This is a genomic window from Phenylobacterium sp., assembly GCF_030693405.1.
In the GTDB taxonomy this organism is placed as follows: Bacteria; Pseudomonadota; Alphaproteobacteria; order Caulobacterales; family Caulobacteraceae; genus Phenylobacterium.
The window spans coordinates 1-21,048 of record NZ_JAUYAW010000060.1 but is presented as its reverse complement, the minus strand read 5'-3'; the positions used below and the strand labels follow the sequence as shown (position 1 = coordinate 21,048).

Below are 21,048 nucleotides of genomic sequence, written 5' to 3'. Positions count from 1 at the left end.
GTTGAACCAGGACAGCGTGCGGCGTCGCGAGGCGTTCCGACGGCGCCGCTGTAACGCCGCATGCCGATCCGGCGTAGTGTCTGGCAGATGGCGACGGAGGCGGTCCCTTGGACGACCCGATCAAACCCGCAAGGACCCGGCCGCGGCACAGCCTCCTGGTGCGGCTGACCCACTGGGTCAACGCCCTGGTGCTGCTGGTTCTGCTGGGCAGCGGCCTGCAGATCTTCAACGCCCATCCGGCCCTCTATTGGGGCCACGCCTCGACCTTCGCCGAGCCCTGGGTCGCCATGACCGCTGAACCCAAGGGCCCGGGTCTGGCGGGCTATACCCAGGTGGGCGGCCTGAAGGTGGAGACCACCGGCCTGCTGGGCCTGTCGGACGGCGAGCGCCGGGGCTTCCCGGCCTGGGCCACCCTGCCGGGTTACCGGTCCCTGGCCGAGGGGCGCCGCTGGCACTTCTTCTTCGCCTGGCTGTTTGTCTTCAACGGCCTGGCCTATCTGGCCTGGGGCCTGGCCAGCGGCCATTTCCGCCGCGATCTCGCCCCGCGCCGGGCGGAGCTTTCGCCGGGCCACCTGGGACGCGAGATCCGGGACCATCTGGCCCTGCGCTTCCCCCACGGCCGCTACAACGCCCTGCAGAAGCTGGTCTATCTGGCGGTCATCTTCGGCCTCCTGCCCCTGATGGTCCTGAGCGGCCTGGGCATGTCGCCTGGCGTCAACGCCGCCTGGCCCTGGACCTTCGAGCTGTTCGGCGGCCGTCAGTCGGCGAGGACCATCCACTTCCTCAGCGCCCTGGCCATCGTGACCTTCGTCCTGGTCCATATCGCCATGGTCCTGGCCTCAGGGCCCCTGCGCCAGCTGCGGGCCATGATCACCGGCGGGGAGACACCGCCGCCCGTTCCGGGAGCGCACCTATGACCTCGATCCCCCGCCGTGGCCTGCTGGCCGGCGCCGGCTCGGCCCTATTGGGCCTGACCCTGGCCGGCTGCGACCAGGTCAGCCGAAATGCCGGCGTCCGCGCCACCCTGGCCCGGGCCGAGGGCCTGACCATGGCCGCTCAGCGGCTGATCCTCTCGCGCACGGCGCTGGCGCGGGAATTCACGCCCGCCGACATCTCCCCGGACTTCCGCGCCAATGGCAGCCTGCGGCCGGCCGGAGCCGCCTATCAGACCCTGGTCGCCAGCAATTTCGCCGACTGGCGCCTGGAGATCGGCGGGCTGGTGGAGCGGCCCCTGTCCCTCAGCCTTGAAGACCTGCGCGCCCGGCCGGCCCGCACCCAGATCACCCGCCACGACTGCGTGGAAGGCTGGAGCAGCATCGGCCAATGGACCGGGGCCAGGCTCTCGGCCCTGCTGGAGGAGGCCGTGCTCAAACCGGAAGCGCGCTACATCGTCTTCCACTGCGCCGACCGGCTGGACGCCTTCGCCGAGGGGGACCGGGGGCTCTATTACGAGAGCATCGACCTGGTCGACGCCTTCCACGAACAGACCATCCTGGCCTACGAGATGAACGGGGCGGACCTGCCGGTGAAGCACGGCGCCCCCCTGCGCCTGCGGGTCGAACGCCAGCTGGGCTACAAGCACGCCAAATACGTCATGCGCATCGAGGCGGTGGAGAGCTTCGCCCACATCGCCGGCGGCCGGGGCGGCTTCTGGGAGGATCGCGGCTACGAGTGGTACGCCGGCATCTGAGCCTTGCGTCTTGAGCGCGTTTTGATCCGATAACCGGTTCCCAACTATCGGAACGCGCTCTGGCCGGGGCTTACCTCCCGAGGCTCGAGGGCCTATGTCGGTTGACCCCCCCGTTTGCGCCGGAGATCGCCCCATGCTGCTGCACCTGTCTACCTGGTCCGAGGTCGAAGGCTTCCTTGCCCGCTCGAAGACGGTGGTCGTTCCGATCGGCTCCAACGAGCAGCATGGCCCCACGGGCCTGCTGGGCACCGACTGGCTGTGTCCGGAAATCATCGCCCATGAGGCGCAGAAGAGCGGCGACATCCTGGTGGCGCCCACCTTCAATATCGGCATGGCCCAGCATCATCTGGGCTTCCCCGGCACCATCTCCCTGCGCCCCTCGACCTTCATCGCCGCCATTGGTGACTGGTGCCGGTCGCTCTCGGCCCACGGGTTCGAGAAAATCTATTTCCTCAATGGCCATGGGGGGAACGTCGCCACCATCGAGGCGGCCTTTTCCGAGCTCTATGCCGAGGCGAGCTTCGCCGGGAAACCCCGGGGCTTTGCCTGCAAGCTGAAGAACTGGTGGGAGCTGAAGGGTGTCCTCGCCCTGGCCAACAGCCAGTTCCCTACCGGCCATGGCAGCCATGCGACGCCGTCGGAGATCGCGGTCACCCAGTGGGCCTATCCCGACGCCATCAAGACCGCCGACTATGCGCCGAAGATCGCGCCCACCGGGCCGATCCGCGAGGCGATGGATTTCCGCGCCCGCTATCCCGATGGCCGCATGGGCTCTGATCCGGCCCAGGCGACCCCGGAAAAGGGCGGCGAACTGGTCCGCATGGCCGCCATCGGCCTGCTGGAGGATGTGGCGGCCTTCTCGGCCGAGACCGCCCCGGCCTGATCGCCGGGCGGACCCCTAAAAGCCGTTGCTGGAGGGGATGGCCAGGCGCGGCGGGGCGCGCTTGACCCGTCCGACCCAGTCCAGGTCCTCGGCCGGGACGAGACCCTCGGCCTGGGCGACCACGGCGTCCGGCTGGGCGACGATCTCGTGCTGGATGGACGCGACCTCGATCACCTGAACATCGGCGGCGTCATTTTCGCCCGAACCGGTGAGGCCGGTGGGGGCAAGCGTCTCCATGTCCTCGGCCAGGGTGGCCATCTCCACCAGGCCCGGGCCAGACAGACGGTTCAGGGCGGCGACCTGGAAGCCGACCGACTCATCGCCCCCATAGGCGCCGCCAAAGGCGCCGGGCAGACCCCAGCCGCCCATCCAGCGATAGAAGATGTGGGCGCCGACCGTGGCCACCTTCATCAGGCTGGGGCTCCAATAGGGGGCCACATAGTTGGCGTGATAGTGGGTCGCGTTGCCGACCCCCTTCATCACATAGCCCGACAGGGCGGCCTCGGCGATCTGCCGCGCGCGGGTCCAGCCCTCGGCCTCCGGCGGCCGCCCCAGGGCGCCGTCGCAGGTGAAGGTGAACTGGCAGCCGGTGGTGCGGTTGGAGCCCTGGAAGACCACGCCGCAGACGGAATTCGGATAGGCCGGATGACGGACGCGGTTCAGCACCACCTGGGCCACGGCCCGCTGGCCGTCCAGGCTCTCATAGCGGGCTTCGTAATAGACGGCCGCGGCGAGGCAATCCAGCGCGCGGGCCTGATGCAGCGAGCCGCCGGAGATGCGGAACGGCCGTGCTGCGGGATTGGGCAGGGTCGATGTGGGATTGGCCGCGTTCCACAGGCGGGCCTGGCCCTCGTCCATGTCCTGCAGGCGCAGAATGGCCGGTTCCGGCGCGCCACCGTCCAGGGCGTTCATCACACCGGTCTCCCGGTCGACCCGGGCGAAGGCCGGCGTGATCTCAGGCGGGGCGAAGCGGTCGGCGAGACTGCGCATGGCCGGGTCCATGGCGCCGGCCAGGCGCTCCAGCGCCGCGGCGTCGATCTGCCCGTCGGTCAGCTTGGCCAGACGCAGCCCGGTCCGCTCGCCGCCCATATAGGGCGAGGCTACGGCCAGGCCGCCCGCCAGCAGGGCGACCAGGAAGACCTGCAGCCCCGCAAAGTGATGATGACGATGTTCGGTGTCGAAAAACCGACGAAACTTCAGCACGCTCAGCTCCCTGACGCGCCCACCCCCGTCACCGCTTCCCATAGGCCTGGCGGCGTCCGATATCCAGCGGATTCGGAACGTCGGTTTCCAGAAATGACCCAGTTCAGGCGCGCGCGTCGCAGCAGGCGCCTCTAGCTGGCAAAACAGGCGCCGCGGGGCCCGTGTGCGGGATCAAGACTAGCGGGGGATTTCGGCGATCTTGGTCAGGGCCACCTGGCGGTAGACCGCGCTGATCTCGAAATAGTGGCGGAAGACACCGTGGAAGCGGTCGACCGCCTGCTTGACGCCCGGCCCGCCGATCTCGCTCTCGTCATGCCAGTAGTCGTCCAGCACCATCATGCCGCCGACCTCCAGCAGGGCCGCGCAATAGGCCAGGTCCACCATCACCGCCCAGGCGGTGTGGCTGCCGTCTACATAGATCAGGTCGTAGCGCTCGCCGCGCTCCAGCATCTTGGGCAGCTCATAGGTGGAGAAGCCCTTGTGGGTGGTAAGGCCGGTGAAGCCGAGCTTGCCCATGTTGCGGTGAAAGCGGGGCTCGACCGCATGGTATTTTTCTTCCGGGTTCAGGGCCTCGTCGAACCAGGGATCGATGACCGTGACGTCCAGCTTGGCCGGCAGAAGCCAGTCCATGAAGGCCAGGTTGCGGCCCTCATAGGCGCCGATTTCCAGATAGCGAATCTGGCCGCGGGTGGCGGCGAAGTCCCGCAGGAGGGGCGCCACATAGGGGATGTTGTTGTCGGCCCACTCGGTGGTGAACTCAAAGCCCATGGTCTGACAGTGGCCGGCGAAGGCCGCCGCGTCGCCGCTGGACCGCGGCTTGCCGAGCATGGTCTGGGCGAACTGGGGCGCAAAGCGGCCGTTCAGGGTGGCGAGCGCGCGGATCGGATCAGCCAAGACGAAGCTCCATCGAAGGTCTTCTGATGGCATAGCCGCCAAGCCGTTAAGGAAGGGTCGCATGTCTGGCGGGCCCATCGTGCCGCCATGTTGCCGGTCCGGGAAGCGCCAGACCCAAGTCCCCTCTGCGCCTATGCCTCCCCCATTGGACCCAGCCATTCAATCAATGGAGACAGAGTATGGCGCGACTAGAGGGCAAGGTGGCTATCATCACGGGCGCAAGCTCGGGTATCGGACGGGCTGCGGCCCTGGCCTTTGGCGCCGAAGGCGCGCGACTGGTTTTGAACGCGCGGAGCGCGCCTGCGCTTGAGGCTCTGGCGGCGACCCTGGCCACGCGGGGCGTGGCCGCTGAGGTCGTACTTGGCGATGTAAGCGAGGAGTCGGTCACCAACGCCCTCGTGGACCGGGCGCTCGAAACATTCGGCAGATTGGATGTGGCCTTCAACAACGCCGGCGCCACGGGGCCGGTCGGGCCGCTGGCGGATATGGATACGGCCGATTGGCGGCGGGTGCTGGACGTCAACCTGACCAGCGCCTTCCTGGGCGCCCGCCGGCAAATCCCAGCAATGCTTACCTCTGGCGGGGGCTCTCTGATCTTCACGTCAAGCTTCGTCGGTCACGCCAGCGCCTTTCCGGGACTGGGCGCCTATGCGGCGGCCAAGGCGGGGTTGGTGGGCCTCGCGCGCGTGATCGCTGCGGAGTATGGGCCGCAGGGCATCCGGGCCAATGCCTTGCTCTCCGGCGGAGCCGACACCCCTCTGGGCCGCTCGGTGGCTCCGACACCCGAGGCCGCTAAGCTGGTAGAGAGCCTGCATGCTCTAAAGCGCATCGCTCAGCCGGAGGAAATCGCCGCTGCGGCCCTGTTCCTGGCCACCAGCGAGGCCAGCTTTGTCACCGGTTCGGCCTTCTTTGTTGATGGCGGAGCCTCCATGACCAAGGTCTGAGGCGGAATATCCTCGCGTCCGATGTCGGCTTGCCGCCGCGACCGGCGTCCTTTGAACAATTCCCATCAATTTGTTTCGGATGAGCAGGAGGAGAGCGGCGATGCGAGTGATGGTGTTCGTCAAGGCGACGGCTGACAGCGAGGCTGGGATCATGCCCGGCGGCGAGCTGCTGGAGGCCATGGGCCGCTACAATGAGCTGCTGGTGGAAGCCGGGATCATGAAGGGCGGAGATGGCCTCAAGCCCACCGCCCAGGGCAAGCGGGTCGCCTTCGACGGCGAAGGCCGCACCGTCATCGACGGCCCCTTCGCCGAGACGAAGGAGGTGGTGGCCGGCTACTGGATCTGGGAGGTCAAGGACATGGACGAGGCGGTGGCCTGGGTGAAGCGCTGCCCCAATCCCATGCCCGGCCCCAGCGAGATCGAGATTCGCCCCTTCTACGAGATGTCAGACTTCGACGAGATCATGACCCCGGAAGCCGAAGCCGTGCACGGCCGCGTGGCCGACAAGCTGGCGGGGCAGGACTAGGCCCTGGCGAAAGCGGCCTAGGCCGTCACCACCCGCCCCTCGCGGAGCTCCACCGGCCAGGGGGTGAGGCGTTCGCCGAAACAGGGGCCAACGACGCATTCACCGGTGAGCGGGGTGAACAGGGCGCCGTGGCCCGCGCAGAGGATGTGGCGGGCGTCTCTCGTCAGGTAGCGGTCGTCCAGGGCCGAGAGCGGCCAGCCGGCGTGGGGGCAGGAATCTACATAGCCGCGGATCTCTTCGCCCACGCGGACCACGACGCCGGCGAACATGGCCGCCTCGGCGCGGAAGCGGAAGCTCTTGGCGCCGGGTTCGGTGATCTCTTCAACCGCGCAGAGATCAGTTCCCGCGGGCGGTCGGGCGGGGTTGCCGCTCAAGCCAGGGCCCCGCGGGTGATCTTCATGGCCGAGATCTCCACCCGCTCGAAGACGCCGGCGGACTTGTAGGGATCAGCCGCGCTGAACGCCTGAACCTCGGCCAGGGTCTCAGCTTCATAGAGGATCAGCGATCCGGCCATCTCGCCGGCCTCGTCCAGCAGGGGACCAGCCAGCTTCACGCGGTCCAGATGCTCGCCGATATAGGCCAGGTGGGCCTCGCGCACGGCCATGCGCTCGGACAGCGCATTCTTCTTGTCGAAGCACATCAGCACGAAAATGGTCATTCCAGGTCCTTAGCGTTCGTCCTTGAGGGGACGGGAAAGCAGCTTTGCGATAGCGAGATCGACCTCGACCTCGCCGGCCAGGATGGCGGCGACGGCTTCGCAGATGGGTGTCTCCACGGCGAGCTTGGCCGCCAGTTGGCGCACGGCGGGCGCGGACGCCACCCCTTCGGCCACCGAGAGCTTGCCGGCCAGGGCCGCCTCCAGGGTCTGGCCGCCCCCCAGCGCCAGGCCGACGCTCATATTGCGCGACTGCGGGCTGGAACAGGTGAGCACCAGGTCGCCGAGGCCGCAGAGCCCGGCCACGGTCTCCGGCTGACCGCCCAGGGCGACGGCCACTCGGGTCATTTCCGCAAAGCCCCGGGTGATGAGCGCGGCATGGGCCGAGCGCCCCAGCCCGCGGCCCTCGACAATGCCGCAGGCGATGGCCAGCACATTCTTGATCGCCCCGCCCACCTCGGCGCCGACCATGTCCGGGGCGTAGTAGGGGCGGAAGGCCGGCAGGGCGATGGCCTCAGCCAACGCCCTGCCCAGGGCCTCATTGGGACAGGCGAGCGTCACGGCCGTCGGCAGGCCCCGGGCCACTTCGCCGGCGAAGCTGGGACCAGACAGGACGGCGGCCGCCGCCTCAGGCAGGGTCTCGGCCAGGACTTCGGTCATCAGCTTCAGCGAGCCCTGCTCCACCCCCTTGGCGCACAGCACGATCGGCAGGCCCGGCCGGGCATGGGGGGCGAACGCGGTGAGCGCGGCCCGCAGGTGCTGGGCCGGCGCGACCATCAGGATCAGGTCGCAGCCGGCAAGCCTCGCCAGGTCATTGGTGCAAGCTAGGGCGGGATCGAGGGGGACGCCCGGCAGGAAGAGGCTATTCTCACCGGTCTCTGCGATGGCGGCGACCACCTCGGGCTCGCGGGCCCACAGGGTGGTTTCAAGACCGGCGCGGACGCAGACCTGGGCCAGGGCCGTGCCCCAGGCGCCGGCGCCGATGACCCCGGCGCGTTTCATGGACTGGCTCATGCCTTGGCGCCCTTTCGGCCGGCGAGGTGGCTGGGATTGGCGGCTGCGGCGGCCGCGTCGAGGGGCCAGCGGGGCCGGGCCGGGGCGTCCAGGGGATCGCTGATCCCCAGCGCCAGCCGCTCGGCGCCGGCGAGCGCGATCATCGCCGCATTGTCGGTGCAGTAGGCGAGCGGCGGGGCGGTGAAGGAAAAGTCCCGCGCGCGGGCGGCGTCTTCCAGCACCGCACGGACGGTCCCGTTGGCGGCCACCCCGCCGGCGACCACGAAGCGCAGAGCCTCGCCCTCGTGGGCTTGCGCGTAGAGGTCCATGGCCCGCTCGGTGCGTTCGCGCAGCTGGCGGGCGATGGCGGTCTGGACGGCGGCGGCCAGGTCCCGGCGCTCAGCCTGCGTGGTCAGCCCCTCGGCGATCCTCGCCGCGGCGGTCTTCAGGCCGGAAAAGGAAAAATCGCAGTCCTTGTGACCCAGGCGCGCCCGCGGCAGGGCGTAGCGCTCAGGATCGCCGCCGACGGCCAGCTTTTCCAGGGCCGGCCCCCCGGGATAGGGCAGGCCCAGCGTCTTGGCGATCTTGTCGAAGGCCTCGCCCGCCGCATCATCCATGGTGGTGCCCAGGCGGCGACAGGCGCCGACCCCGCCCACCTCCAGCAACTGGCAATGTCCGCCCGAGACCAGCAGAAGCAGGAAGGGGTAGGGGACGGCCGCGCCCAGTCTGGCGGAGACCGCATGACCCTCCAGGTGGTTGACCGCCACTAGCGGCAGGGTCCTCGCCAGCGCCACGGCCTTGCCGAACGCCAGCCCCACCATCACCCCGCCCACCAGGCCCGGCCCGGCGGTGGCCGCCACCCCGTCCAGATCGTCATAGGAGAGGCCGGCCTCGCCCATGGCCTGGGCGGCGATGGCGTCGATGGCCTCCACGTGCGAGCGGGCGGCGATTTCGGGCACGACGCCGCCATAGGGGGCGTGCTGGGCGATCTGGCTGGCGATCACCGAGGAGAGCACCTGCACCGCGCCCTCGGCGTCCAGGCGCACGACCGCCGCAGCGGTTTCATCGCAGCTGGTCTCCAGGCCCAGGACGGTGAGCCCCAGCGTCGTGGCATCGGTCATCTGGTTGCGGCCAAGGCGCCTGTCCTGTAGCAGCGGGCTGTCAGTCATCGCATCGCAGGTAGACCGCTCACCGTGTCTTCGCAACCGCCCGTCGTCCGCATCGGGGCTCGTGGGTCCCAGCTCTCCCTGGCTCAGGCCGGCCAGATGCAGCGTCGTATCGCTGCGGCCCTGGGCGCAGCGCCGGAGGACGCCGAGAAGGTCGCCCCCCTGATCGTGATCCGCACCTCTGGCGATCAGATCCAGGACCGGCGCCTGCTGGAGGTGGGCGGCAAGGCCCTGTTCACCAAGGAGATCGAGGAGGCGATGCTGGACGGCCGCATCGACTGCGCGGTCCATTCCATGAAGGACATGCCCGCGGTTCTGCCCCCGGGCCTGGTCATCGCCGCCATCCCCGAGCGGGAGGACCCCCGGGACGCCTTCCTCAGCCGCGAGGCCCGCACCCTGGAAGACCTGCCCAAGGGCGCCAAGCTTGGCACCGCCAGCCTGCGCCGCCAGGCCCAGAGCCTGCACGCCCGCCCCGACCTCGACGTCCAGCTCCTGCGGGGCAATGTCGGCACCCGCATGGCCAAGCTGGAGGCCGGCGAATACGACGCCATCATCCTGGCGCTGTCGGGCCTCAAGCGCCTGGGCCTCGACGGGGCGGCCAAGAGCTTCATCGATCCCGTCGAGCGCCCCCCGGCCCCGGGCCAAGGCGCCCTGGCCATCGAGACCCGCGAGGCCGACCAGGGGCAGCCCTGGCTCGCGGCCCTGCGCGACATGGACACCACCACCACCGTCGCGGCCGAGCGGGGCGCCATGGCGGCCCTGGAAAGCTCCTGCCGCACGCCCATCGGCGCCTATGCGACCCTGAAGGCCGGCCAGCTCTTCCTGATCGTCGAGGCCCTGTCGCCCGACGGCCGCCTGCGCTTCCGCCGCGAAGAGGGCCTGGATCTGACTGGCGCCGCCGACGCGGTGGTGGCGGCCCGGGAGCTTGGCCTGAAGCTGGGCGCCGAGCTCCGCGACGAGGCCGGCGACGCGATCATCCTGCCGGAATAGGTCGTTGCGGGGTTGCATCGCCCCTGCGGCTCAAGCTTTGCTGGCGCCATGACCGCACCCCCCCGGCGCCTCATCTGGATCACGCGGGCCGAGCCCGGCGCCACCGCCACCGCCGCCCGCCTGCGGTCCCTGGGACATATGCCGCTGGTTCTGCCGCTTCTGGAGGTGCGCCCCGTCACCGGGACCGCGCCCGATCTCACCGGCGTGGGCGCGCTCGCCTTCACCAGCGCCAACGGCGTGCGGGTCTTCGCCCAGCTCACCGAGGTTCGCGCCCTGCCGGTCTTCGCCGTGGGCGCGGCCTGCGCCCAGGCCGCCCGGGCGGCGGGCTTTCGCCAGGTGCTCTCGGCCGACGGGGATGTGGCCGCGCTGGCCGTCGGCATCGCCAGCCGGGCCGAGGAATTTCGCGGGCTGGTGCTGCATCCGGCCGCCACCGAGCCGGCCGGCGACCTGGCCGGGGCGCTGGCCAAGGCCGGGGTCGCCTCCCGCACCCTGCCCATCTATGAAACGGTGCCGGTGACCCCGCCGGCTGCGGCCCTCAATCAGGCGCTGCGGGCCGAGGCGGCCCTGCTCTATTCCCCGAAGGCGGCCCGCCAGCTGGCCGTGCTCATGCGTGGGCGTCAGGCCCCGGACCTGCGGGCCCTGTGCCTGTCCAAGGCCGTCGCCAAGCCCCTGGCCCGGGCGCGGATCGGCCCGCGGGTCTATGCGCCGGTGCCTCTGGAGTCAGCCCTTCTGAATCTGATCGACCGGGCCGCCCCGCCGGTGGCCGAGGCCTCGTGAGCGCCCCGCCGCCGCCTGGCGATCCAGACGAGGACGACCCCGCCCCCCGCCCCCCGGGACAACTGCTTGGCCTGCGGTTCTGGCTGCTCATCGCCTTTGCGGTCGTCTGCATCGCCGCAGGCCTCGGGGTGGCCCGCCTGGGTCCCGTCCTGTTCCCCGCGCCGTGAACCACGCAGGCGCTTGGCGAGCGCGCCAAGAGCCGCTAAATAGCCCGCCCGGACGTAAGCCTCGCCCCTGGCGCGGCAACGTCGCCACGGGCCGCCTTAGCTCAGCCGGTAGAGCGGCGCATTCGTAATGCGTAGGTCAGGTGTTCGAGTCACCTAGGCGGCACCACCCTTCCCGGGGCTACTTAAAGATAAGCGAAATCAGTAGGTTGGGTTGGTCGACGACGAAAACTGGGTGACAGTTTCTTCCGCCGATGGGTGTCACTTTGTGGGCGCTGCGGCCTTGTGGTTGGCGGTAAAGAGCGTATCGGAAGCTACTGGCGCGCGCAGCCAGTCGGAGCCTTCGTGAACGACAACCCAAAGTTCGACGCCCGCGCTATTGCAAACCTCCTGCTCGACGAGGCGGAGGGGCGGGCGCTCGTGGTCACTAACTTGATGCTGCAGAAGCTGCTTTACTTCACCCACGGGGCTTATCTCACGGCAAACCGCGCCCCGCTCGTGGACGGCTATTTCGAGGCCTGGACGCACGGTCCCGTTCACCCCAACGTCTACCAAGCCTTCAAGGAAGCTGGGAGCAGCCCGATTACTTGGCGGGCCGTTCGGTCGGACTATACGTCGGGCCGCCTTCTGGTGGTCCCCCCGGTGTCCGATGCAGGCGCGGTCGCTGTATGTCGGCGAGTGGTCAACACTCTTGGCAGCCTGAGCGCCAGCCAGCTTGTCGCTCTTTCTCACGTCCCTGGCGGCCCCTGGGATGTGGTTTCGAACGAAGCGAGAACGAATCCAGGGCGCGGAATGCGTATCAGTGATATGCTCGTCCTCGAACGATTCTCGCGACACAAGCTGTCTGTCGAGAGCCCGGATGATGGAGTGGATCCTGACCAGGAAGCGCCATTTACCTAGCGAGGACCTCGCTAACATCGCCACCCTGCCCATTGCCGAGCAGCGGAAGCGGCTGGTGGGGCTCTTAGGCCCAGCGCGCATGTCATACCGCCCCGTCCGGTTGGCAGAGGGGGCAATCTGGGGCCTGGGTCTCCCGCTCCCCATCGCAACGCCGAAGCCGACGACTGATGACATTCTGGCTGCTGTGGCCGCTCAGTCCCGCAAGGGCGAGGAACGCCGGTCGTGCTTGGAGCTGGCTAGGCTCTTCCACGAGCTGGTTCTGGAAAGAAGTGTTGTCGCGGCCTCCAGAGAGTTTGGTCGGCTTCAGCTCGGCATGGGTGTTTCAGTTAGCTATTGCTCCGACGTCGTCCTCCTGCAGGCAGGCGAGGCTCCCTCGGTTGTCGGTGTCAATTATCGGCGTCGGCCCTACACAGCCGGCGGCTTGCGGTTCGCACTGTCGGCCATGCACGAGCAGTCCCGCGCGCTTGAACGCGACCTTTCGGGCGCGAGGCTGTCCATGTTGCAGTTCCCGCAGCGGGCCAAACGCCCTCGGACTGCTGAGATCACCTTTGGCGATGGGATTGAACTGTTCGATTACGAGCAGCTTGCGCGCATGGCGGCCGACACTTGCAGGCTCTGGAACGAAGTTCAGGAGGCTGCGGAGGACAAGGCCCGGCGCACCGACACCAGCGGTTGGTGGGGCTACGGGGAGCCGCCAAGTGCCAGTGAAGTCGCCTCTTAAGAGCGTCTCCGAGTGGGGCAATCGGCTGCTTCTGCTCGTCAATACGGTCCTGTTTGGGCTGGCGCTCTGGTTCGTCTGCACTCGTGGTCTGCAAAGCGCTCCCCAGGGCTTCAGCTATCAAGACCTCGTCACCATACTGCTGACGGCCATTGCGGTCATTCTGGCAGCGGTCACGGTGTTCGTCGCGCTGACCGCGCTGTGGGGCTACACCGCGCTGAAGGAGAGCGCCAAGATCGCCGCAGAGCAGGTCGCACGAGACATCGCCGAGGAGACGGCCAAGTCCACGGCGGCTGATGCGGCCCGAGCGCTTACCATGCGCGAGCTGCCGGGTATGGTGCAGCTCTACCTCTCGACGTCCGGTGCGTCAGGCGGGGATGCGCCGGAAGACGAATTGGCTGCCGAGTTGAAACGGGGAGGCAACGATGATCCAGCTCGCTGATGTGGGCGAAGCGGCTGTCGTTAACCGCTATTTGCAGCGGGTCCCAGTGGACCTCGATGCAATGGCAGCCGATCTTGGTCTTGAGGTGGAGCGGTCACCCCTCTCAGAGAACATCGCGGGCAAGCTGGTGCGTGATGCGCGCGCGCGGGCCGGATACCGCATCGTGATCAACAGTCGCGACTCTTCACGCCGGCAGCGCTTCACGTTCGCCCATGAGCTTGCGCATTACATGCTCCACCGGGACCTCGTGGACGAGGTAGTGGACAATGCGCTCTACCGCAGCCCGAACCTGGGTGACGATATGGAGCGGCAGGCCGACCGGTTTGCAGCGCAGCTCCTCTTGCCGGCTAACGAGGTCCGCCGCGCGTATGCACGAGAAAAGGCCCTGGCGAGGCTGGCTGAACTGTTTGACGTCTCGGATCAGGCTTTGCGCATTCGGCTTCGGGAATTGAGGCTGGCCCCGTAGCCGTTTTCGGGTAGCCGCCAAGCTGGATTTGCCCCCACGTTCGCGGCCAAGGCTCGGCTAACGACCACAGTATCACGTTGCGGCTGACCCGCATGGACGCCGCGGGAGGCGTGCGGCCCAGCCGCCGAAGCCGGCAGAGTCGGCCGGGGGTGATCCCAAGCTGCTTCGCGGCCTCAGCGGTGGAGAGCCAGGGTTGATCACTAGTCGCGCGGAGCCAGCCAAGCGGGTCGTCCTTTGGGTTCGGTGTCATGCTGGCTCCTTGATGCGTTAGGCGCGGTCGCGCCGCCGTTGCTTGGGCGGTGGGTTGCCCAGCGCAGACGGGCGATAGGCCCGCTCAATGGGCGGCGGGGCGTCGAGGTGGACATAGGTCCGGCGAACGACGCCCTGGCCGATGATGTCGGCCACCTCGCGGCTGTTGCGCGCGGGCTCGTCAGCCATCAGGCCGCAGCCTTCTGCTGAGCCTGCCGGTCCCGCGCCTTGCACATCTGTCGCCAGATGTAGATCCCCTCGGTAGTCCAGGCGAGCGGCGTCCCGTCCTCCTCAATGAGGTATGGGATGGGTCCGCGCCGGCACTCTGCGAGCGCCAGCAGGGTTGCCGGCTTGAACCCGCAGACAGCCGCAGCGCGCGTGACGTCGAGCAGGCGGTGGTCGTCCGGTGCGCGGTTAGAGGGATAGCGGGGATTGATCATCGCCATATCAGCGGCCCCCTTGCGCGGCGGCCTGCCAGGCGGCCACCTGGGCTAGGGCACGGTCGTCCAGGGTGCCGGCCCGGATCGACCGTTCGATGCGCTCGACGACCCCTTGGCGGTAGGTGGGGTCGCGGTAGCTATCTGACGACATCACGGCGTTGATCTGATCCAGGCTGGAGAACGTGTGGATGCTGGACAGCGGAGGTGCAGGCTTGGGCATCGGCTGAGCGCCGCCGTAGGTGCCCTCTGCGAGGTTCACGGCGTTGACGGTGTGGGTCCGTTGGGCGTGGGTGATCTGTTCGCCCATGCGGCCGACCGTGCCGGCGGCTTGAGAGCGGGTCAGCTTCGACGCCACCTCACTGCGATAGCGTTCGCTGGTCTTGTAGAGCGGGTCGGCAATCGCCTGATGGACCTCGCTGATGTCGAAGAAGGTGTCGGCCTGGGCGGCCTCGGTTCCGTTGGTGTCGGTCATGTCGTCCTTGGGGTTGGGAAGGGGGATTGAGGAGCGCCGCGCCTAGTCGGCGACGTGCGCCCACCGTTGGCGGCTTACGATCAGGTTGATGTTCCGTTTGGTGAGGCCGAACTCGGCCGCCAGGGCGAGGCTCGTCTCCCCGGCGGCACGGCGGCGGCGGATTGCGCGGACCTGATCCGGCGAGACGCGAGCGCGAGGGCTCGTCTTGTCGCTAAACGGGGCCTCGGTGGTGGTTGCCGCCGGCTTAGGCTTGCGGGTTCGGGCTTTCGCTGCGGTGGGCGACGTGGCCGCGCGTTGGGCGTTAGAGCGATCAAACTCGCGCCGCCACACCGCCTGCCTCGCGAAGTAGTCGGGCAGACCGTCGAGATAGCGAACCATGCCTGGGGAGCCCTCAGCGACGACCGCCGCGAACCGCCGCGCGACGATAGCGGCGATCTCGGGGCCGTGGGCGGCGGCGATCTCTTCGTATGCGGCCACGACCCGCGGGTCCTGTTCGGCCGCCTGTGGGTTGCCCTGAGGGCTTCCGTCAGCGGACACGGCGCGCGCCCCGGCCTGCCCCGGCCTTCGCATACTTGCGGAGGGTCAGAGACCGCGCCCGCAGGTCCAGGCGGTCGCCGTTCTGATACTCGACGCGGCTGCCGATGGGGGCGTCCAAGATCACCCGCGCGGCAGCCGTCAGGCGGCCATCGGTGGGGCGGCGGAAGACCACGTATTGGCGGCCTTGGCCGTCGCCGGTGAGGGACAGTGAATGAGCGCCGGCCGCGCGGAGCTTGGCCAGGCCGTCGTCGTCGAGAAGGGCGGCCTTTCCGTCGCCGAGGGCGCCCCACAAGGGGACCGCGAGGCAGGGACCGCCGCGGTCGTCATGGGCGGGGGTTGCGATCAACGCCCGCGGAGTTTGTGTGCTGGTCATGTGGCTGCTTACGTTGAGGCCCGCGCCCTGAGAGAGCCTCAAGGAGCGGACAAGGTTGGCCCGCAGGAAAACCGCGGGTGAACGTCAAGGATGGAAAATCAAAAGCGGGGCAGAGCGCGACTGCGCTCAGACGCCAGCGCGCCGATGCTGCGGGTGTTCTTCGTGGGATAAGACCATCCCCAGAGGGCGGACAGGGGAGTCTCTAGGGAACCTAGAGGTCTACCTTCAGTGGGGATGACTACGTCATCTCCCTCTGTGGTTCCTCTTAAGGGTTACCTTTAGGCTCTCTTATAGGGACCGCAGCGGACATAGTTCCCACCCGGCGTGGTGTCCAAGGGTGGGGGAGAAATGGCGGTTCGGTGTCGGTGGGCGAGTTCCCACCCGGCGCGGTCCCCAAGGGGGCGTAGTAAATCGCCCCGCCCCGCGACTGCCCACCGGGATGTCGCCCCGGCGTTCCCGCGGCGCGTCGTCTCCAAGGGTGAGGGATTATTTGCGATCGCCCGGTGCGCCGCCGTCTTCGGACCGTTTCCAGCGAACGTGCCGCCCCAGCTACGCACCCGCCAAGCACCCACTTCGCGGGCGTTCTGCCGCGGTAAAATGGGGCGGCAACGCGGCCTCGCGGAAGACCTGCAGGAAGTCCGCAGGGAGGGGCATCTCGGTGCGCCCGTGGTCGGCCAGGGCGTAGGAGCCGGTCTTGCGGATGGAGGGGAGGACCTCACGGGTCACCCAGTCTTGGAACGGCTGTGCCGTCGCTTTGTCAGAGCGGAGGGTCACCTTGTAGAGCCCCGGCTCCGACACCAGCGTGAGGGCGGGGGCGTTGGCTCCGAACAGCTCAGGCGAACAGATTGCCTCAGCCCGCCGAACCGTCCGCTTCTCGTCGGCGTGGAGGCGGCCCAGGTAGCGGGTCGCGCCGCCGGCCGAGCCTCCAGTCGGGAGCCCGAGCGCCCGGCAGACGTCGGCGGCCACGAACCAGGGCTCCCCGTCGATCAGGGTGGCGCGGATGGCGTGGCCGGTGGGGGCGCAGCACCCTTGACCAGATTAGGGGTGCCCTGAGACTGCGCAGACACCCGCCAGCTCCCGTTTTCGCTCGGAAGAAAGGGGCGGCACGGGCACCCTGGCGGGAGGGGTCCACGCCTCACCCCGTTTCGTCCGTGCCCTCCCCTAGCAGCCGGTAGACGCTCGACCTTGCAATGCCCAGGCGGCGGGCGATCTCGGCGGGGCGAACCCCCTCACCCTTGAGCCGCAGCACCTCCTGTGGATCCAGCTTGGCGGGCCGCCCCCGATAGACGCCCCGCTCCTTCGCCTTCGCGATGCCCTCCATCTGGCGCGCCTTCCGTAGGTCGGCCTCAAACTCCGCGAAGGCTGCCAGAATGGTGAGGAACAGCCGCCCCTCCCCGCCTGTGGTGTCCAGGCCCTGCTGCTGCAGCGCCTTGAAACCGACCCCCTTGGCCGTGAGGCGGTCCACGATGCTCCGTAGGTCCACCACAGAGCGCGCGAGGCGGTCCAGGCGGGTGACCATCAGGACATCGCCGTCCCGGACGTAGTCGAGGGCGAGGGCCAGCTGGTCCCGGCCCTCCTCTGACAGGCCGGATTGCTTCTCGGCGAACACCTTCTCGCACCCAGCGGCGCGGAGCTGTTCGGTCTGCACGTCGAGGCTCTGCCCCGACGAGCTGACGCGGGCGTATCCGATGAGCGCCATGGGGGCCTCAAGCCGGATCGAAGGGCGAACGATAGAGCGCAACATCGCGCCCCCCACCCATGGCCTTCAGCCGCCGCTTGAACATTGCCGAGGAGAGCGCGAGGCCGCCCTCGACATCGAGGGGGTGAACGCCAGCTAGCAGACCGCCCACGGGGAGCGCGGTGGGCACCTCAGCGGGGACGGCGGGAGCCATGGGCGTTCCCCAGGCGGCGAGGCGCTGGCGGAAGGCATGGGCGGCGTCAGCGACAGTGCGGTCGGTCATCGGAGTGTCCTTTATGGGTCTAAGAGTTCCAAGCAATATCGACCGATAAATGCTAGGTCAACCCATATCGGACAGAAAATGTGTCCGATGGCTCCGACCGCTGTGGGTATACCCATGTCGGACGGGTCACGCGGGGCGTGTCCAGCCTTCCGGCCCGCGCCAGCGTTCCAGCTGATACTGTCCTGTCCCGTGCGGTGCGTAGACCATGACGGCCGGACGTTGGCCGCACCCGCAGGACCAGATGCCGGCACGCTCCATCTCCTCGACCGTCCAGGCCCGCAGAGGTGGGCAGTAGTCGGCGGCCGACTGCCAGACGGCCGTGCCGCACCTGCAGCCGATCAGTAGGCGGCCCCCAAGGCGCGCCACGGCGTTGAGTGTGAGGGGAGGCGATGACCGGGCAGGCATGCCAGTAGGATAGCCGAACGGCAGACCCGGCGCGGCCGGGAGCCCTCCGAAGACTGTGGACAAAACAACCCGGCATCAGGACGGCACACCAGTGTGCCGGGGGAGGCCCTCAGGTGCCCCCCAAAGAGGCCCTAGGCGGCCCGGCAACCCCTACCCCCCACGGGGGGGATGGCTAGTTCGTCTCTACGTATATGGGGTTTCGGATAAGCGACCCAAAAAGCATCGGAGGACCGCTTGGTCCGAGAGATCAATATCGCTGAGAACTGCGCGTCGTGATCATCTTCTGATCTGGTCTAGAGCATGTGATAAGCACGGAACCGTCGCTAGTCGGGATGCGAACAATACGAACGTCGCTGGAATCGACCACGTTGATTGGCGTGCCAAACTGCCGCGCGGCCACATCGATTGTCGCGAGACAGGCGTCGAAGCTCATATTTCGACTCGTAGACGTTGCGGCGGTTTCGCCGGATGACACCGCGCGCTCTGCTGCATCCAACGATGCCAGCTCCCGCTCCGACCGCGCGACTGCAATATTGGCTTGCCGCAGGCTGTCCTCAGAACGGCTGCCAAACGCCCAAAAGCCCAGCCCCACCATCAGCGCGGCGACCATCAGGCACCCTAGAAGGGTCTCCCCTCTTTTTGGGCCGTCTTGGATGGCGGGACTGGATGGCCACAAGCCCGCAAGAACGAAGAGGGCTGCAACCCCCCAAAAGAGGTAACTCCAGAAGGAAGGATAGAGGTCGTCCATGAAGCCCCCTTTTTGGAGGCCCCCATCTAACACCTGCGTGGGGGCCTCCGTATACTGGACGTCCTCAGTAGCCCAGCAAGACGTCCTCACGGAACCGCCGAAGCTCCTCCGTGATCTCGGTCTCGCCGAAGCCGTCTCGTTCCAGCTGCTTCCGCAGCCCCACCGCCCCGACCGCATGGTCGAACTCGCGGTCCTCCTCGCGGAGGGCCTGGATGGCGCTGGTGTGGTAGCGGTCGCGCATGGACCGGATCGTCTTGGTCCGCTGTTTGCGGCCTATTAGGCCCCAGTCGAGTGGGTTGACGGGATCGCGAACCTGCTTCGTAAACGGTCAGGCCGCCACCCGTCCGCGACACCTGGCCCGCAACTCCGTGAGGCGCTGATTAGTGTTGAGCTTGATGCCTCGGAAGGCGCGGCAGTTGGGGGCTGGTTGAAGGCGAGGTCAGACGGGGTCCAGATTATGCGCTCGAGTCCGGGTCGGAGCCGTGACCCGCTGAGCAGAGCATTTGCACCCCGCCTCCCGTTCAGTCGTTCAGATCAGCGAGTAGGGCATCGAAGGTATCGACCTTCGTTACCTCGCCGCGGACTGCAGCATCCAGGGCCGCGCGCGTGGTGGCATTAGGGGTCCGCACCTCAAAGGGCAGCGCCTTGTCGGTCGCCACCCGGATCAGCATTAGCCGGATTGCGTCAGATACGGTGAGGCCCATGTCGGCCAGAGCCGACGCAGCCTCACGCTTAAGGTCGGCATCGATTCGTGCGCGCACCATTTCAAGCGAGGCCATTCCATATTCCTTCCAGGTCCAAGAGAGCCTGTAGCCACAACGTAGTTACAAAAGGCTTAGGGTTCAAACATAGGCCCCCTACCCTTCCAGACCATCCGGCAGCACGGGCAGCACGAGTAGCACGTATCAGGACATCGAGAACAAGGTCAGCACAGCAAGGCGCCCGAAAACACTAGCAAAAACAGGATGTTGTTGGAATCGCGTGCATTAAATATTGCAAACACAACGGCGAGATGTAATGTAATCCTCCGTCCCGGGGGCCTGAGTGTGCGTGGTCCCGCAACTCGTGTTGCGCCAGTAAGTGCCTAAGTTGTTGTTTTTGTTGCGTTTTAAAAATATCCTGTTCTCGAGTTAAAGCGACCCTTCTTGCGTTGTGCGGGGTTGAGATCGCGCTCGATGCAGAAGGAACAGTCCATGGTGTCAGTTCGAGAAGGCGGGGCAATTGCCAAAAAGCAGTTGGCGCTCCGTGACCATTTGTGGCCGGGGGCCGGCACATACGTGTGGGACCGTAAGGCTCACAAAGGCTTCACAACCATCCCTAAGACGATGCCCTTGATCCTGCGCATCATGGACGAGATGACGAAGGGCGCCCCCGTGTCGTCCACCTACATGACCCTTTGGTGCTCGACCTGGGACAATGGATTTGTGCAGGTGGTTAAGCCGAGCGAGATGGCGTTTGCGTCCGGCTTTGGTGGCCAGCGTGGTGAGCACACGTGGGCTGGCAGAATGAAGAAGCTGGAAGAGCTCCACTTCATCAGCTTGAAGGCAGGGAAGGCTGGTCCGATGACCCATGCCTTGATCCACAATCCGCATCTGGTTCTGCGCTGGCATCACGAGAACAAGTCCACCGGCCTTATGGAGGCGAGCTATAATGCGTTGATTGCTCTGGCGCTTGATGTCGGGGCGATGGACCTCTTTCCGACGCCCGCACCCGCGGTGCCACCCGCCCCTCCGCCACCCGCGAGGACAGCGGCCGAGGTCTTTGGGGCTCTGCCGCCCTTGCCTACAGGAGCGTCGCCATCGTCGCCCACTGATGACGGAGCGGCGTAATGTTGAACCTCTCATATACGGGTCAATTCAAGCGCGACTATAGGCGCGAGAAGGCCGGTCAGCATGCCGACGACATCGACGACCTCCTGCGAGCCATCACGAGCCTACTGCAGTCGGGTGGCAGGATGCCGGCCGCCTATAAGGACCATCCGCTCAAAGGCCAGTGGAGAGGTGCGCGAGACTGTCACCTAAAGCCTGATCTAGTGCTCATCTACCGGAAGACGGCGGAGGCGATTGAACTTGTTCGGCTGGGCTCGCATGCCGAGCTATTTGGCTAGGCCCCATCAAGTTTGATGTCGTGAAGCGAGGGGGCCAATTGATACAGGCCCCCGCCGTGCCTAACGGTAGCGGCCTGCATCCCCCCGGATAGCGACCGCGCAAAGGCCGCGGGCCTCCTTTCGGTTGCTGGTCAAGGTGCCTGCCGGCAGCTCCAAGAGGGCCGCGGGGCTCCTCTGGACGACGGGCACGTCTCCACAGACCAGGCGGTCGCCGCGCTCCAGAAGGCGGACGTTGATGTGTACGCGTCCGCTGATGACCGCCTGTTGAGGGCGGGGGCTGAAGTCTAAGTTCCGGGCGTGGGCGGCATGGTGTCCATTTAGGGCTTAGTGGACACGATGTCGGCG

The 21,048-nt window shown here is 67.5% G+C and carries 31 protein-coding genes and 1 tRNA gene; 15 read left to right on the top strand and 17 right to left on the bottom strand.

Annotated features, from left to right (window positions below; genetic code table 11):
* Positions 1–107: 107 nt before the first annotated feature.
* The 3 genes from Q8N19_RS12855 to Q8N19_RS12845 all read left to right on the top strand — a co-directional run bounded on the left by Q8N19_RS12855 (position 108) and on the right by Q8N19_RS12845 (position 2,573).
* A complete protein-coding gene (locus Q8N19_RS12855; RefSeq protein WP_305591253.1) occupies positions 108–917 on the top strand; it encodes a cytochrome b/b6 domain-containing protein in 810 nt (269 codons plus the stop codon).
* On the top strand, positions 914–1,690 hold the full coding sequence (locus tag Q8N19_RS12850) for a molybdopterin-binding protein (RefSeq protein ID WP_305591251.1): 777 nt from the start codon (positions 914–916) through the stop codon (positions 1,688–1,690). Before Q8N19_RS12855 ends, Q8N19_RS12850 begins: the two co-directional genes overlap by 4 nt.
* 133 nt (positions 1,691–1,823) lie before the next feature.
* On the top strand, positions 1,824–2,573 hold the full coding sequence (locus Q8N19_RS12845) for a creatininase family protein (protein WP_305591249.1): 750 nt from the start codon (positions 1,824–1,826) through the stop codon (positions 2,571–2,573).
* Positions 2,574–2,588: 15 nt separating this feature from the next.
* Here the strand turns inward: Q8N19_RS12845 and Q8N19_RS12840 are convergent, their stop codons facing one another.
* Positions 2,589–3,776: a cell wall hydrolase gene (locus tag Q8N19_RS12840; RefSeq protein WP_305591247.1), complete on the bottom strand. Its 1,188-nt coding sequence runs from the start codon at positions 3,774–3,776 to the stop codon at positions 2,589–2,591.
* A gap of 177 nt (positions 3,777–3,953) precedes the next feature.
* Positions 3,954–4,670 (bottom strand): class I SAM-dependent methyltransferase, encoded by a 717-nt coding sequence (locus tag Q8N19_RS12835; RefSeq protein ID WP_305591246.1) that lies wholly within the window; start codon positions 4,668–4,670, stop codon positions 3,954–3,956.
* A 179-nt stretch (positions 4,671–4,849) separates the two neighbouring features.
* Here Q8N19_RS12835 and Q8N19_RS12830 point away from each other — a divergent pair, with 179 nt between their 5' ends.
* A complete protein-coding gene (locus tag Q8N19_RS12830) occupies positions 4,850–5,614 on the top strand; it encodes an SDR family oxidoreductase (protein WP_305591244.1) in 765 nt (254 codons plus the stop codon).
* Positions 5,615–5,714: 100 nt separating this feature from the next.
* The gene (locus tag Q8N19_RS12825; protein ID WP_305591242.1) at positions 5,715–6,140 is read left to right on the top strand and encodes a YciI family protein; all 426 of its coding nucleotides are present in this window, start codon (positions 5,715–5,717) and stop codon (positions 6,138–6,140) included.
* Between the two features lie 17 nt (positions 6,141–6,157).
* Here the strand turns inward: Q8N19_RS12825 and Q8N19_RS12820 are convergent, their stop codons facing one another.
* Genes Q8N19_RS12820 through tsaD form a run of 4 tightly spaced genes read right to left on the bottom strand, consistent with a single transcriptional unit; the run spans position 6,158 to position 8,909 of the window.
* Positions 6,158–6,514 carry a Rieske (2Fe-2S) protein gene (locus Q8N19_RS12820; protein WP_305591241.1) on the bottom strand — a complete coding sequence of 119 codons (357 nt, stop codon included), beginning with the start codon at positions 6,512–6,514 and terminating at the stop codon, positions 6,158–6,160.
* Positions 6,511–6,798, bottom strand: a complete 288-nt coding sequence (locus tag Q8N19_RS12815) for a YciI family protein (protein ID WP_305591239.1) — start codon at positions 6,796–6,798, stop codon at positions 6,511–6,513. Before Q8N19_RS12815 ends, Q8N19_RS12820 begins: the two co-directional genes overlap by 4 nt.
* 9 nt (positions 6,799–6,807) lie before the next feature.
* On the bottom strand, positions 6,808–7,809 hold the full coding sequence (locus Q8N19_RS12810; protein ID WP_305591237.1) for an NAD(P)H-dependent glycerol-3-phosphate dehydrogenase: 1,002 nt from the start codon (positions 7,807–7,809) through the stop codon (positions 6,808–6,810).
* The gene (tsaD, locus tag Q8N19_RS12805) at positions 7,806–8,909 is read right to left on the bottom strand and encodes a tRNA (adenosine(37)-N6)-threonylcarbamoyltransferase complex transferase subunit TsaD (RefSeq protein WP_305591235.1); all 1,104 of its coding nucleotides are present in this window, start codon (positions 8,907–8,909) and stop codon (positions 7,806–7,808) included. Before tsaD ends, Q8N19_RS12810 begins: the two co-directional genes overlap by 4 nt.
* Before the next feature lie 72 nt (positions 8,910–8,981).
* Between tsaD and hemC the strand changes: the two genes are divergently transcribed.
* The 8 genes from hemC (at position 8,982) to Q8N19_RS12765 (ending at position 13,411) form a co-directional block, all read left to right on the top strand.
* Positions 8,982–9,944 (top strand): hydroxymethylbilane synthase, encoded by a 963-nt coding sequence (gene hemC / locus Q8N19_RS12800; protein ID WP_305591233.1) that lies wholly within the window; start codon positions 8,982–8,984, stop codon positions 9,942–9,944.
* 48 nt (positions 9,945–9,992) lie between these two features.
* On the top strand, positions 9,993–10,721 hold the full coding sequence (locus tag Q8N19_RS12795; protein WP_305591231.1) for a uroporphyrinogen-III synthase: 729 nt from the start codon (positions 9,993–9,995) through the stop codon (positions 10,719–10,721).
* Entirely contained in the window at positions 10,718–10,888 is a 171-nt protein-coding gene (locus tag Q8N19_RS12790) for a hypothetical protein (RefSeq protein ID WP_305591229.1), read from the top strand. The genes Q8N19_RS12795 and Q8N19_RS12790 overlap by 4 nt, the downstream gene beginning before the upstream one ends.
* 90 nt (positions 10,889–10,978) lie before the next feature.
* A tRNA-Thr gene (locus Q8N19_RS12785) sits at positions 10,979–11,054 on the top strand.
* A 176-nt stretch (positions 11,055–11,230) separates the two neighbouring features.
* Positions 11,231–11,785: a Panacea domain-containing protein gene (locus tag Q8N19_RS12780; protein WP_305591227.1), complete on the top strand. Its 555-nt coding sequence runs from the start codon at positions 11,231–11,233 to the stop codon at positions 11,783–11,785.
* On the top strand, positions 11,748–12,506 hold the full coding sequence (locus Q8N19_RS12775) for a hypothetical protein (RefSeq protein ID WP_305591225.1): 759 nt from the start codon (positions 11,748–11,750) through the stop codon (positions 12,504–12,506). Before Q8N19_RS12780 ends, Q8N19_RS12775 begins: the two co-directional genes overlap by 38 nt.
* The gene (locus tag Q8N19_RS12770; RefSeq protein WP_305591223.1) at positions 12,490–12,945 is read left to right on the top strand and encodes a hypothetical protein; all 456 of its coding nucleotides are present in this window, start codon (positions 12,490–12,492) and stop codon (positions 12,943–12,945) included. The genes Q8N19_RS12775 and Q8N19_RS12770 overlap by 17 nt, the downstream gene beginning before the upstream one ends.
* Positions 12,929–13,411 (top strand): ImmA/IrrE family metallo-endopeptidase, encoded by a 483-nt coding sequence (locus Q8N19_RS12765; protein ID WP_305591221.1) that lies wholly within the window; start codon positions 12,929–12,931, stop codon positions 13,409–13,411. Before Q8N19_RS12770 ends, Q8N19_RS12765 begins: the two co-directional genes overlap by 17 nt.
* 267 nt (positions 13,412–13,678) lie before the next feature.
* Here Q8N19_RS12765 and Q8N19_RS12760 read toward each other — a convergent pair whose 3' ends face one another.
* The 11 genes from Q8N19_RS12760 to Q8N19_RS12710 form a co-directional block, all read right to left on the bottom strand.
* The gene (locus Q8N19_RS12760; RefSeq protein WP_305591219.1) at positions 13,679–13,849 is read right to left on the bottom strand and encodes a hypothetical protein; all 171 of its coding nucleotides are present in this window, start codon (positions 13,847–13,849) and stop codon (positions 13,679–13,681) included.
* Positions 13,849–14,106 carry a hypothetical protein gene (locus tag Q8N19_RS12755; RefSeq protein WP_305591217.1) on the bottom strand — a complete coding sequence of 86 codons (258 nt, stop codon included), beginning with the start codon at positions 14,104–14,106 and terminating at the stop codon, positions 13,849–13,851. Before Q8N19_RS12755 ends, Q8N19_RS12760 begins: the two co-directional genes overlap by 1 nt.
* A 1-nt stretch (position 14,107) precedes the next feature.
* Positions 14,108–14,572: a hypothetical protein gene (locus Q8N19_RS12750; RefSeq protein WP_305591215.1), complete on the bottom strand. Its 465-nt coding sequence runs from the start codon at positions 14,570–14,572 to the stop codon at positions 14,108–14,110.
* Positions 14,573–14,614: 42 nt separating this feature from the next.
* The gene (locus Q8N19_RS12745; RefSeq protein WP_305591213.1) at positions 14,615–15,049 is read right to left on the bottom strand and encodes a hypothetical protein; all 435 of its coding nucleotides are present in this window, start codon (positions 15,047–15,049) and stop codon (positions 14,615–14,617) included.
* Positions 15,050–15,098: 49 nt separating this feature from the next.
* The gene (locus Q8N19_RS12740; protein WP_305591211.1) at positions 15,099–15,482 is read right to left on the bottom strand and encodes a hypothetical protein; all 384 of its coding nucleotides are present in this window, start codon (positions 15,480–15,482) and stop codon (positions 15,099–15,101) included.
* A gap of 549 nt (positions 15,483–16,031) precedes the next feature.
* A complete protein-coding gene (locus Q8N19_RS12735; RefSeq protein WP_305591305.1) occupies positions 16,032–16,472 on the bottom strand; it encodes a BRO family protein in 441 nt (146 codons plus the stop codon).
* Between the two features lie 145 nt (positions 16,473–16,617).
* Positions 16,618–17,181, bottom strand: a complete 564-nt coding sequence (locus tag Q8N19_RS12730; protein WP_305591210.1) for a recombinase family protein — start codon at positions 17,179–17,181, stop codon at positions 16,618–16,620.
* Between the two features lie 7 nt (positions 17,182–17,188).
* The gene (locus Q8N19_RS12725) at positions 17,189–17,443 is read right to left on the bottom strand and encodes a hypothetical protein (RefSeq protein WP_305591208.1); all 255 of its coding nucleotides are present in this window, start codon (positions 17,441–17,443) and stop codon (positions 17,189–17,191) included.
* A 652-nt stretch (positions 17,444–18,095) separates the two neighbouring features.
* Positions 18,096–18,596 (bottom strand): hypothetical protein, encoded by a 501-nt coding sequence (locus tag Q8N19_RS12720; RefSeq protein WP_305591206.1) that lies wholly within the window; start codon positions 18,594–18,596, stop codon positions 18,096–18,098.
* Between the two features lie 64 nt (positions 18,597–18,660).
* Positions 18,661–18,837, bottom strand: coding sequence for a hypothetical protein (locus tag Q8N19_RS12715; protein WP_305591204.1), 177 nt, complete (start codon positions 18,835–18,837; stop codon positions 18,661–18,663).
* A 280-nt stretch (positions 18,838–19,117) separates the two neighbouring features.
* Positions 19,118–19,375, bottom strand: coding sequence for a type II toxin-antitoxin system RelB/DinJ family antitoxin (locus tag Q8N19_RS12710; RefSeq protein WP_305591202.1), 258 nt, complete (start codon positions 19,373–19,375; stop codon positions 19,118–19,120).
* Between the two features lie 396 nt (positions 19,376–19,771).
* On the opposite strand from Q8N19_RS12710, the gene Q8N19_RS12705 reads away from it, so the two are divergent.
* Together Q8N19_RS12705 and Q8N19_RS12700 are read left to right on the top strand one after the other, a co-directional pair.
* Positions 19,772–20,425, top strand: a complete 654-nt coding sequence (locus tag Q8N19_RS12705) for a hypothetical protein (protein WP_305591200.1) — start codon at positions 19,772–19,774, stop codon at positions 20,423–20,425.
* Entirely contained in the window at positions 20,425–20,703 is a 279-nt protein-coding gene (locus tag Q8N19_RS12700) for a type II toxin-antitoxin system YafQ family toxin (protein WP_305591198.1), read from the top strand. The genes Q8N19_RS12705 and Q8N19_RS12700 overlap by 1 nt, the downstream gene beginning before the upstream one ends.
* Positions 20,704–21,048 lie beyond the last annotated feature (345 nt).

Bases quoted from the DNA above. Each gene is read 5' to 3' on its own strand.
- Q8N19_RS12850 (WP_305591251.1), top strand. From the start codon at position 914: ATGACCTCGATCCCCCGCCGTGGCCTGCTGGCCGGCGCCGGCTCGGCC.
- Q8N19_RS12845 (WP_305591249.1), top strand. From the start codon at position 1,824: ATGCTGCTGCACCTGTCTACCTGGTCCGAGGTCGAAGGCTTCCTTGCC.
- Q8N19_RS12830 (WP_305591244.1), top strand. From the start codon at position 4,850: ATGGCGCGACTAGAGGGCAAGGTGGCTATCATCACGGGCGCAAGCTCG.
- Q8N19_RS12825 (WP_305591242.1), top strand. From the start codon at position 5,715: ATGCGAGTGATGGTGTTCGTCAAGGCGACGGCTGACAGCGAGGCTGGG.
- Q8N19_RS12815 (WP_305591239.1), bottom strand. From the start codon at position 6,798: ATGACCATTTTCGTGCTGATGTGCTTCGACAAGAAGAATGCGCTGTCC.
- Q8N19_RS12810 (WP_305591237.1), bottom strand. From the start codon at position 7,809: ATGAGCCAGTCCATGAAACGCGCCGGGGTCATCGGCGCCGGCGCCTGG.
- tsaD (WP_305591235.1), bottom strand. From the start codon at position 8,909: ATGACCGATGCCACGACGCTGGGGCTCACCGTCCTGGGCCTGGAGACC.
- Q8N19_RS12795 (WP_305591231.1), top strand. From the start codon at position 9,993: ATGACCGCACCCCCCCGGCGCCTCATCTGGATCACGCGGGCCGAGCCC.
- Q8N19_RS12775 (WP_305591225.1), top strand. From the start codon at position 11,748: ATGGAGTGGATCCTGACCAGGAAGCGCCATTTACCTAGCGAGGACCTC.
- Q8N19_RS12765 (WP_305591221.1), top strand. From the start codon at position 12,929: ATGATCCAGCTCGCTGATGTGGGCGAAGCGGCTGTCGTTAACCGCTAT.
- Q8N19_RS12760 (WP_305591219.1), bottom strand. From the start codon at position 13,849: ATGGCTGACGAGCCCGCGCGCAACAGCCGCGAGGTGGCCGACATCATC.
- Q8N19_RS12755 (WP_305591217.1), bottom strand. From the start codon at position 14,106: ATGGCGATGATCAATCCCCGCTATCCCTCTAACCGCGCACCGGACGAC.
- Q8N19_RS12750 (WP_305591215.1), bottom strand. From the start codon at position 14,572: ATGACCGACACCAACGGAACCGAGGCCGCCCAGGCCGACACCTTCTTC.
- Q8N19_RS12740 (WP_305591211.1), bottom strand. From the start codon at position 15,482: ATGACCAGCACACAAACTCCGCGGGCGTTGATCGCAACCCCCGCCCAT.
- Q8N19_RS12730 (WP_305591210.1), bottom strand. From the start codon at position 17,181: ATGGCGCTCATCGGATACGCCCGCGTCAGCTCGTCGGGGCAGAGCCTC.
- Q8N19_RS12725 (WP_305591208.1), bottom strand. From the start codon at position 17,443: ATGACCGACCGCACTGTCGCTGACGCCGCCCATGCCTTCCGCCAGCGC.
- Q8N19_RS12720 (WP_305591206.1), bottom strand. From the start codon at position 18,596: ATGGACGACCTCTATCCTTCCTTCTGGAGTTACCTCTTTTGGGGGGTT.
- Q8N19_RS12715 (WP_305591204.1), bottom strand. From the start codon at position 18,837: ATGCGCGACCGCTACCACACCAGCGCCATCCAGGCCCTCCGCGAGGAG.
- Q8N19_RS12710 (WP_305591202.1), bottom strand. From the start codon at position 19,375: ATGGCCTCGCTTGAAATGGTGCGCGCACGAATCGATGCCGACCTTAAG.
- Q8N19_RS12705 (WP_305591200.1), top strand. From the start codon at position 19,772: ATGCAGAAGGAACAGTCCATGGTGTCAGTTCGAGAAGGCGGGGCAATT.
- Q8N19_RS12700 (WP_305591198.1), top strand. From the start codon at position 20,425: ATGTTGAACCTCTCATATACGGGTCAATTCAAGCGCGACTATAGGCGC.